The sequence below is a fragment of the Vibrio sp. YT-19(2023) genome (assembly GCF_033337395.1).
The window spans coordinates 247206-253968 of the sequence record NZ_JAWOQN010000002.1 but is presented as its reverse complement, the minus strand read 5'-3'; the positions used below and the strand labels follow the sequence as shown (position 1 = coordinate 253968).

6 protein-coding genes and 1 pseudogene are annotated in these 6763 nt (G+C 43.7%); 2 read left to right on the top strand and 5 right to left on the bottom strand.

The window, feature by feature from the left end:
- Positions 1-77: 77 nt before the first annotated feature.
- The 5 genes and pseudogenes from fliG to R7E78_RS03155 form a co-directional block, all read right to left on the bottom strand.
- A pseudogene (gene fliG, locus R7E78_RS03175) lies at positions 78-743 on the bottom strand (flagellar motor switch protein FliG); the annotation flags it as partial.
- A complete protein-coding gene (gene fliF, locus R7E78_RS03170; RefSeq protein WP_005384024.1) occupies positions 712-2463 on the bottom strand; it encodes a flagellar basal-body MS-ring/collar protein FliF in 1752 nt (583 codons plus the stop codon). The pseudogene fliG and the gene fliF, both read right to left, overlap by 32 nt.
- 3 nt (positions 2464-2466) lie before the next feature.
- Entirely contained in the window at positions 2467-2823 is a 357-nt protein-coding gene (gene fliE, locus R7E78_RS03165; protein WP_005375045.1) for a flagellar hook-basal body complex protein FliE, read from the bottom strand.
- Between the two features lie 15 nt (positions 2824-2838).
- The gene (locus R7E78_RS03160; protein WP_318057630.1) at positions 2839-4170 is read right to left on the bottom strand and encodes a sigma-54 dependent transcriptional regulator; all 1332 of its coding nucleotides are present in this window, start codon (positions 4168-4170) and stop codon (positions 2839-2841) included.
- Positions 4170-5189 carry an OmpA family protein gene (locus R7E78_RS03155; protein WP_021707593.1) on the bottom strand — a complete coding sequence of 340 codons (1020 nt, stop codon included), beginning with the start codon at positions 5187-5189 and terminating at the stop codon, positions 4170-4172. The genes R7E78_RS03160 and R7E78_RS03155 overlap by 1 nt, the downstream gene beginning before the upstream one ends.
- Before the next feature lie 379 nt (positions 5190-5568).
- Between R7E78_RS03155 and R7E78_RS03150 the strand changes: the two genes are divergently transcribed.
- A complete protein-coding gene (locus R7E78_RS03150; RefSeq protein ID WP_005375039.1) occupies positions 5569-6387 on the top strand; it encodes a FliM/FliN family flagellar motor switch protein in 819 nt (272 codons plus the stop codon).
- Complete coding sequence (gene fliN / locus R7E78_RS03145) at positions 6384-6755, top strand: flagellar motor switch protein FliN (RefSeq protein ID WP_005375038.1); 372 nt, start codon at positions 6384-6386, stop codon at positions 6753-6755. The genes R7E78_RS03150 and fliN overlap by 4 nt, the downstream gene beginning before the upstream one ends.
- Positions 6756-6763 lie beyond the last annotated feature (8 nt).

Genomic DNA, 6763 nt, shown 5'->3' with positions numbered 1-6763 from the left:
CTGAAACTCAGTATATTGTATAAAAGTCGGTCAACTTTAGGAGGTTTGGTTTCTCGTCTGAATTACGCAACAAAGCCCATTTCCATCAATGAACCACGGTCACCTTCAAAGCGGTTAATAATATCTGCTGCTTGCTTAACACCTGATAACGGCGTGCTTTGACTTGCGGATACTTTTTCGATGCAACGCTCAACGAGTTCATGCAAATCAACGGCAACTTGATGATCGATATCTTGCAATTGAGCAATACGGAACAAGATTTCGTCATGGTAATCTTGTGGCAAGTGCTTCAATACCGCTGAAGAGCTGTCTGCTGGCAAATACGCTAGAAAAATTGCTTGCATTTGTGGGTGCTCGTTCACAATGAAACGAGCGAGAGTTTCTGCTTCCACCCACTGTAAGCGCTGCATATTGTTGCGAATTTCATCGCCATATAAGGTATTTAATAACCCTTTTGCCAAATCGTTACCCAATGCTTTACGCAATGTATTAGATAGGTATTCCTTAGAGGCTCCTCGAATACCGCTGTGCTCACGGAAATCTTCAAAGAAAGTTTGAATAACACCACGAGCAGAATCGCTCTTAATGCCATTTAACTTCGCCATTGCACGAGTCACACGCTGGGTTTCATCACGGCTAAAGTGTTGCAAAACCTTCGCTGCGGCATCCTCGCCCATGCCTAATAGCACGAGCGCGGTTTGTTCAACATAACTAAGCGTCTGCTTTGATAGAACTGTGTTCATTGATGTTTACCCATTGTTTCAGTATTTCGGCTACGCGCTCTGGCTCTTCATTAGCAATAAGCTGTAGGTGTTTCAATTGAATTTCTAATGGCGAACCTGCTGGTGGTAGCATGTCGCTGTTTACATCTAAACCTGAAGAGGCTGAGATGCCTTTTTCAGATAGGCGGCGATCAAGTACTTCTTCATGCTCGCGTTCTTCACGCGTTTGCAAGTTTTCGTAGTCAGGCTCTTCCTGAGGCTCAGCAAAATTTAGCTCAGGCACAGGTTTATCAACGCCAGTTAGGTGCATGATTAATGGACGCAGTACGAAGAAGATCATCGCCAAGCCTAACAAGCCACCAATAACGTAGCGTATTGGCTGCTGTACTGTAGGGTCTTGCCACCACGGCAGTGCAGGAGGAGCATCAATTTCGATTGGGGTGAAGTTGAAACTCATTAAACTTAAGCTGTCACCTCGTGTGGCAGAGATACCAACAGCATCCATGATCATGTTTGAGATTTGCTCTTTATCGGCTTCACTCCACGCCACACCATCTGGCGAAGCTTTGGAGTTCAACAGAACCGAGACACTAAGCTTTTCTATTTGGCCTTGTTGGTATTGAGTACGACGAACACTACTACCTACAGCATATTGACGATTCACTTCAGATCGCGCATTCGTGTTTTGGCTATCGTTCGTTTCCACTTCACCAGATCCTGTCACTGGCGGTTGGTTACTTAGAGAACCAGGAACACCCAACGCAATTTGATCAACCGAGTTGTTATGAATGGTGTGCTCATTACGCACAACCGGCGCGTTATCCAAAATTTCTTGTGTTTCTTCAACTTGGCTAAAGTCCAGATCGGCAGCGACTTGTACGCGGAAGTTACTCGGCCCCACAATCGGCGTAAGCATGTCTGCTGCGCGTTGGATGATCTGTTTTTCAACACTCTTCTGGTATTCAAGATATTTCGCGTTTACTTTACCGGCTTCCGCAGAAGCGACATCCGCACTAAGAAGACGGCCGTACTGGTCAATGACAGAAACAAATTCTGGCTTCATTGCCGTGACACTGCCAACCACTAGGTTAATGATCGCTTCAACTTGTTCAGGCTTTAAGTCTTCACCAGGTTTGAGCTCAAGCATGACAGATGCTGAAGGATTCTCACTGTTTTGGCGGACGAATAGAGTTTGACGAGGTATTGCTAAATGAACACGCGCGTTCGCTACTGAGTTCAAAGACATGATAGTACGTACTAACTCACCTTCTAAACCATGACGATAACGCGCCGTTTCCATAAATTGGCTCGTACCAAGAGAGCTATCTTCCTTGAGCGAATCCAAACCTGTCGGCAGCTTAGCTTTAACACCTTTTGATGCAAGCAACATGCGCACCTTCGCAACCTCACCTTCTGGTACAAGAACTTGTCCATTTTGCTCTTGCATGCGGTAGCTTACGCCTTCGCTTTCTAATACCGACACAATTTCGCCGATATCAAAACGCTCTTGTTGGCTATATAGCGGACGAAAGCTCTGCGAGGAACTCCATAGTGCAACCACAATAATCGCTGCAACAATCGCAGCTAACACCGCAGATAGCACTAAGTTTCTCTGACTGCTAGACCAGATTTGCTTCAGCTTCGTTGTTACATCGTCCATGCCGTTGGCAGTAGAAAATGTCTGTGCTGTGCCGGTAGCCATAGCTGTGTTTCCAGCGACTTGGGGGGTTAGTTCTGACATGAATTACACCGGCATCTTCATAATATCTTCAAATGAGGTCACGACTTTGTTGCGCACTTGCATCAAAGCATTAAAGGACAAGCTGGCTTTTTGGCTCGCGACCATTGCACCAACTAAGTCATCACTTTTTCCTGTTTCTACGGCCGTCATTTTTTGACTAGCCACTGATTGATGTTGATTCACTGTATCCAACACATTTGTCATCGCTTGTGAGAACGATAAAGGTGCGTTTAGTGATTGTTGATCTAAAGGATTTGCACTCACGATAAACTCTGGCGGCTGCACTTGTGCCTGCATCGCCTGCATTTTTGACAACATAAGTTGCTCTGCCGAGACCGCATGAGTAGGTTGACTTGCCATCTATTTTTTCTCCTATTAGGCAGCCGAGCCTAGTGCCGACTGTAAATCAATACCATGTTCTCGCATTGCTGCGAGCTTGTAGCGTAGCGCTCGAGTAGAGACTCCAAGCGCGTTTGCGGTTTTCGTTCGGTTTCCACCAAACTGACGTAACTTTTCCAAAATAAACTGATATTCAGCTTGCTTCTTCGCTTCTACATGACCAAAACTTGCAGTTGGCTCTGCTGTAGGAACTGACGCGACAAGCTCAATAGGCAGCATCAGGTCATGGGCTGTAATGTAATCACCATGACGCATGACCAAAGCGCGTTGAATGACATTTTCCAACTCACGAATATTGCCCGGGCAGTGATACTGACTCAGCGCACTAATCGCATCTTGGGATAAGTGACAGCGGCTGCTATCTTGATACTTTTCAATAAAGAATTGGCTAATCGGTAGAATGTCCTCTTTTCTTTCACGCAAAGGCGGCCAGTGCAGAGGCAGCACATCTAATCGATAATAAAGATCTTCACGGAACGTGCCTTTTTGAACTTCCTCACGTAAGTCTTTGTTGGTTGCCGCAATAACACGAATATCGAGCTGAACGGCTTTATGGCTACCAACACGTTCTACTTCACGCTCTTGAAGGACGCGTAACAATTTCGCTTGAACCGCAGGTGACATTTCACCAATCTCGTCAAGCAGAATCGTCCCGCCATTTGCTTCTTCAAACTTACCGCTTTGAGAATTTGTCGCTCCGGTGAACGCGCCTTTTACATGACCGAATAGCACAGCCTCTAACATTGACTCTGGAATGGCGGCGCAGTTAACCGCCACAAATGGACCATTGATACGCGGAGAGTGCTCATGCACATATCGCGCCAGCACTTCTTTACCCGTTCCCGATTCACCTGTAATAAGCACACTCGCGTTAGTACATGCTGCACGATGCGCTAATTGCAGAACTTGTTTGCTTCTCCAAGACTCCGCAACAATGTTGGCCATTGGCTTACCTAACGCTTCAACACGTTTAAGCAGATTAACCAACTGATTAGATTCAAATGGGCGTAATAGATAATCAGTAGCGCCCGCTTTCATCGTCTCAGCAGCCAAGATGCCTTGTTCTTGATCGACAATCGCAATAACAACACCCGAATTTCGCTGCTTTTGGTGACACGCGACAAACTCACGAACACACATATCCGGCAGCGTAGAGCTCACTAAAGTGATTTCTGCTCGCTCTTCAAGCAAAGCGCCTCGACCAGTACGAGTGTGTTTCGCGGTGTAACCTGCATTTTGCAACACATCCAATACTGGTTGAGCAAGAGCTTCATTTGGCTCAACCAACAAAATTTTCGTTTTCGTCATCATTGAACCTTAACTTTCGTTTGTTGATTTTGTGATTGTAGATCTGGGTGGTGTTTCGTAGCCGTATACTCGTTGTCCCTCACTAAACGCAGGGTGACACGTCGGTTTTTTGCTTGGCCATTAACCGAGTTATTGCTGGCAATTGGGTAACGTGAACCATGAGCTCGTGTTTCGATCATCGACTCGTCGACCCCAAGCTCAATCAAAGCATTGGTGACTTGCTCTGCTCGAGTACGTGACACAGAAAGGTTCGTTAAACTTGAACCAACGTTATCGGTGTGACCGTCGATGAGGATTTTGGTCACTCGATCATCCACAGATACATAGCTATACAGCGCTTCTAGTGTTGCTTTCTGTCCACGACTTAACGTCTTCTGACCAAACTCAAATGAGAGCGCCATATCCCTTGCCTCTGAAAAAGACAATTTAGGCAATCGCGCGCGACACGCATTAAATGATTTCAATGCGTTTTGAATTTGAAGAGTAGGAATCACAATCTCTGAAACAGAGGAAGCATTACTTCCTTTAAGTGACAGCGTCACCCAACTACCCGAAGCAATTGAATCCATGAATTCTTCAGCGCCTTTATTAAAGATGAAACGCTGAGACGGCTTAGTAAATTCAAGGGAACCAAATTCTTTTCTATAAAGCTCATCACCCCAAGGAGCATTTTGAGTTGTTAAAGCAATCGTTTTCCATTTATTGTTTTCATATTCTATATCGGAAATAAAATAGAATTTATTATTAGGTTCCGCTAGGAAATAAAACTTCCCATAGTCTTTATTTGATTGCAACAAGTTGCATTTGAATTTATTTCCCTCATATGTCCATTTAGAGAGGTCCATAGGGATTGTTAAGACTTCTTCTGAATATGACACTTTTGAAAAAATAAAACTGATAACAATAATTGTGTTACAAATTATCAAACGGACATGATTCATGTATATCTTACATTCCCATGACTTAAACCGTTTAATTAAATATGCCACCAAGCCGAGAGAACTGGCATAGCTAATCATTTTAATTACCTATTCTGAATATTAAAATTGGTTACAAAACGCTCAAGAGAGCACGCTTAGCCTCCAACGGAAGCTTTAAGCATAAAAAACAGTATCTTATAATTTATTTATTTGAAGTTGTTGTTACGCCATAAAGGCAATTTAAAAAATCTATAACAACTAAAACGCTCAACATTGTTATTTTATTTATTAAGCGATTTATAAAGAAAACTAACTCTTTTTAAATTTCATTAAAAGATTATGACTATATGAACAAAGCAACATGTGAACTAAAGTCACAATCTTAGAGTTTGGAGCTAAAAGATCATTAAAATTTCTGTGTAGACTACACGCCATTAAGTTAAAAAACTTTCGATTGTTAACGCACGGTAAAATATAAATGGAAAATAGAGTTAGCGAGCCTATTTCTGATAGTCAACTACTTGATGTAGAATTATTAGGCAAACCTATTCATATCATTCGTGAGAAGCTCGATAATTTAATTTCAGAATCTTGCTCAAACCTTACGACTGAATTACAAAATTGGCTCAGCACAGGAAAAGTGGAAGCTAGCTTAACCTCAGTAGACTTGCACCGCTTTACATCGGTTGAGATGGACAAAGAGCAAACGTCGACCTATCAACATCAGGAAGGCGGCATGGTATTCATCCATGGTAACCCCCACACGCTAATAAAGTTGGCTGATAGATTTTATGGTGCAAGTGCAGAGCGCTCAGCCGCTACTCTGACGGCCAGTGACTTACGTTTACAAGAGCGCATCAGTCGAATCATCATCGGTTGGCTTGCTCCTGGTGAAATGTGGGACACGGGTGAGTATGAGACCCCTAGAGGTATTGGCATTAACGTTCAATTAAACATTGCGTTTGACGATCATCAAGGCTCAATTCATCTCAAGCTAGATGGTCATCTTATTCAAACGCTAATCGAGCAGCTTGAACTGCAGCCTGATACCGATTTGTTTCAACCTTTCTGTCGTTCTTTAGAGACGACCCCCGTTCGACTGAACGTTGTTCTAAGTAAAAAGAAGATGCCTTTAAGTGATGTGGTTGGCTTACAACCCAACGATATTTTACCTATTGAGCTTCTTAACACGGTTCCAGTAAGCATTGGCAACCAATCTCTATTTACAGGTCGTATTGCCGAGCAAGACGGCCAACTTGTTTTGATCTTTAACCCTGATAAGGAACCGCAGCGATGAGCGAAGCGCTAGAAACTAATGCATTCGACGCAGAAGAACTGAACTTTGATGATTTTCAATTAGAAGACTTTGAAGCCGAAGATACGCTCCAACAAGAACCAGCCACTGCGGAACGTGACCTTAGCTTTTTCAAAAGCATTCCTGTCACAGTCACGCTGGAAGTTGCGAGTAAGGAGATCCCACTTGGGGACTTAATGAAAGCGGGTGAAGGCACGGTTATCGAGTTGGAAAAGCTCAATGGCGAGCCTTTAGACGTGAAAGTAAACGGTTCTCTTATGGGCCACGCTGAAGTTGTCGTTGTCAATGATAAGTATGGACTTCGTCTGATCGATGTACATGACTCTGCATTGAGTGGCGTTGGTCAATAATCTTAGGT